We start from the raw sequence: 2,894 nt of genomic DNA on the forward strand, positions 1-2,894 counted from the left end.
GGGCGGGGGACGGCTGCCGGACGACGATGCGAACGGCCCGGAGTCCCGGGGCACACCGCTCGACGGGAGCGACTCCGACAGCGGCTCGGACGGCACTGACAGCGGCACCGACACAGGGCGCCCGATCACCCCGGAGAGGGCTGCTCTACAGGAGAGGGTCCGTGATCTCCTGCGTGACAGGGATATGGGCACCGACGAGGACTTCGTCCGCAATTTCGTCGACGCGGTCAACACGCACTTCATCGACCCGCCGACCAACAAGCGTCCCCTCCTGCTCGAAGCCTTCTACGACAAGCGCGGCTACAGGTACAGGACCGATTCCGTGGTCAACGGGGAGGCCATCCCCTCCCTGATCTGGGACGGAAAGAAGGGCGAGTGGACCGCCAGGGAGGCCCTTCCGCCGCCGCTCCCGCCCAAGTACCTCGGAGACGCGGCTACGGGGATCAGGGCCGGGGTTCCCGAGGTGATCAGGCAGACCCTCGACAAGCTCGCGGATGTGCGAGCCAAGGCCATCGAGAAGCTCAAGCCCTTCAACGACAAGGTCAAGGAGTACAAGGCGGCTCACAAGGCGAACCCCTCCGCTTCCATCGCCGAGAAGCTGGCGAAGGCGCGCGAGGACCGTCGTCCCTACTTCCATAAGTCGACGGCAGCGTCGGAGAACTTCGGTGAGGGAGCGGCTCAGCAGGCGGTCCGAGAGAACTTCGACGGCACCAAGAAGGTCTGGTACCAAGAGCCGGTCCGTGACAAGGACGGCAAGCCGGTACTGGACGAGAACAGGCAGCCGGTTCTCGAAAAGGAGAAGAGAGAGATCCGCCTTCCCCGCCTGAGGGAGTCGACTCCTGAGAACCCCAACCCGCTGGACCTCGACGGTATGGGCCCCGGCAACGGAAACGACCAGTTCGACCAGATCTGGGAGGTCGACCCGAAGGACGGCGGCGGCTACGTCATCGTGGAGGCGAAGAGCAGCCTGAAGACGGAGCTCGGGGACAGGGTCGTCAAAGATTCCCAGGGATCACCCAAGAGGGTGAGCCAGGGCACCAGGGAGTACTTCGAGGACATCCTGAAGGAAATGGAGAAGCGGGGCGGCAAGGAAATGATCCTCGCCCAGAAGATTCGGCTTAGCATGGATGAAGACCCGACCAAGAGCAGGGTGCACTATGTGGAGGCAAAGGGCAACCCGCAGGGCGGGAAATACGAAGGCAACTCCCTGAGGCTGTTCAACAACCGATACAGAGAGCAGATTTCATAATGCGCAGCATTCCCCGGCATGATCTGAACCGCGCACCCGAAGAAGAGATTTGGGAGTTGAACAAGCTCAACCGCGACGCTTGGTCGGCTCGGCTCGATACCGAGGATGCCGGCACTATCTACTTCTCCCTGACGACGCTCTACTTGAATGCGCTGTTCAGCGTCCACTCGGACCCCGATGCGGCTCAGGTGGACACCTGGGAGGCCTGGGTCACCGCGATGCAGATGCACCACGCCATGTTCGCGATGACCACCAACCCACCGGGCACCGAACTCGAACTCATGGTCAACCACCAGGTTCGACACCCCAAAGCCACCGGACCGCGCTACTGCACCAATGCCAGCAACTGGCTCACGGCCTTCTTCCTCGCCGTCGTCTGCCGCGACCAGAAGCGCTACCGCGAACTGTGCGAGATCTCCGTCGACCGCCTGCGTGAGGCCGGGGAGAGCGAGGGGACCCAGTACAACCCCTTCACCTACCACTGGATCTCCGCGCTCCAGGCCTTCGTCCTCAACCGCCCCGGCCTGGGCGAGGAACTCCTGGCCGCGATGGAGCTGTCCGCACCCGACCGCGCGGGTATCGGCTCCCCCGAGCTCTTGGGAATGATCGTCTTCCCCCCGATGAACGCCTTCCTGCGCCTGGTCGAGCGCGACACCGAGAAGTTCAACGACGCCCTCGCCCAAGGGCTGGAACTGTTCCGCGATTACCAGATCTCCGATGCCAAACGCGCCCAGGACATCGAAGGAGTCGTGTCCCTGCCCCTGCTCGCCCTGGCCTGCCTGGCCTACGACACCGCCCAGGTCGACCCGGACTTCCGCCTGGAGGTCGAGTCCGGCTACCTGCCCAAGCACCTCCTCCAGCGCTCCTGGTACGGCGAGTTCCCCGTCTGACCGGTCAGGCGCCGCGCCGGTCCCATGACCTGACCGGCGCGGGGACCGATGGCCGGTGCGCGGTTCCGTGTCCGCGTACTGACGCTTTCGGCGGACGCGGCCGGGACCCGAACGGTGCTGCCTCCGTCGGTGGGCAGCGGGCACGGGTGGCGCATCGGACGGATTGAGGACCACGCGCACCCCGCGTCCGCCTCCGCGAAGCGCATGGAGGACGAAACCCCCATGGACGACCTGACGCCGGTGCGGCACCGCGCGACGCTCTTCGGCGTTCTCCGGCCGGAGGCGCTGTCGCCCCGTGCGAGCCGGGATCTAATCAGGAAGGCCGAGGAAGAACCCGATGGCGAGGCGTGAACCCCACTGGCGCAAGAGCAGCTACAGCGGCGCTTCGGGACGCTGCGTCGAGGCAGCCGAGGGGCAGACGGCCCTGGTCCGCGACACCCGGAACCGTGGACTCGGCCACCTCGTCCACACCCCGGGGCCTGGACCGCGTTCCTGATCCACACCTCTTCCACAAACTCCCAAAAAAGGGACATAAAAACGGCCAGCCAGCATTCTGGTCGGCCGTTTTCTCATTTGCCCCCACATTACTCCCCATTATTTTGGCATTCCACTCCCACCACCCCTTATCCTCTCTCTCGAACACACAACTCAAATGACCCCGCGACGGATGTCACCGTCCGGGGCCGTGGCCAGCAACATCCACCCTTTAGACACAAGGAACTTGCCAGCATGCGCCAGTTTAGCGCTGCCCTTCT

At 64.5% G+C, this 2,894-nt stretch carries 4 protein-coding genes; all 4 read left to right on the plus strand.

Features of this window, described 5'->3' with window-relative positions:
• Positions 1-1,249, plus strand: a 1,249-nt coding sequence (locus DQW06_RS22050; protein ID WP_198662515.1) for a hypothetical protein, incomplete at its 5' end; no start/stop codon positions are given.
• Positions 1,250-1,392: 143 nt separating this feature from the next.
• Positions 1,393-2,139: an immunity 49 family protein gene (locus DQW06_RS22055; RefSeq protein WP_232833114.1), complete on the plus strand. Its 747-nt coding sequence runs from the start codon at positions 1,393-1,395 to the stop codon at positions 2,137-2,139.
• Between the two features lie 222 nt (positions 2,140-2,361).
• Positions 2,362-2,490, plus strand: a complete 129-nt coding sequence (locus DQW06_RS29780) for a hypothetical protein (RefSeq protein WP_255418259.1) — start codon at positions 2,362-2,364, stop codon at positions 2,488-2,490.
• Positions 2,477-2,635, plus strand: a complete 159-nt coding sequence (locus tag DQW06_RS22065; protein WP_117199223.1) for a DUF397 domain-containing protein — start codon at positions 2,477-2,479, stop codon at positions 2,633-2,635. The genes DQW06_RS29780 and DQW06_RS22065 overlap by 14 nt, the downstream gene beginning before the upstream one ends.
• Positions 2,636-2,894 lie beyond the last annotated feature (259 nt).

Source organism: Nocardiopsis sp. TNDT3 (genome assembly GCF_003427465.1).
Classification (GTDB): Bacteria; Actinomycetota; Actinomycetes; order Streptosporangiales; family Streptosporangiaceae; genus Nocardiopsis; species Nocardiopsis dassonvillei.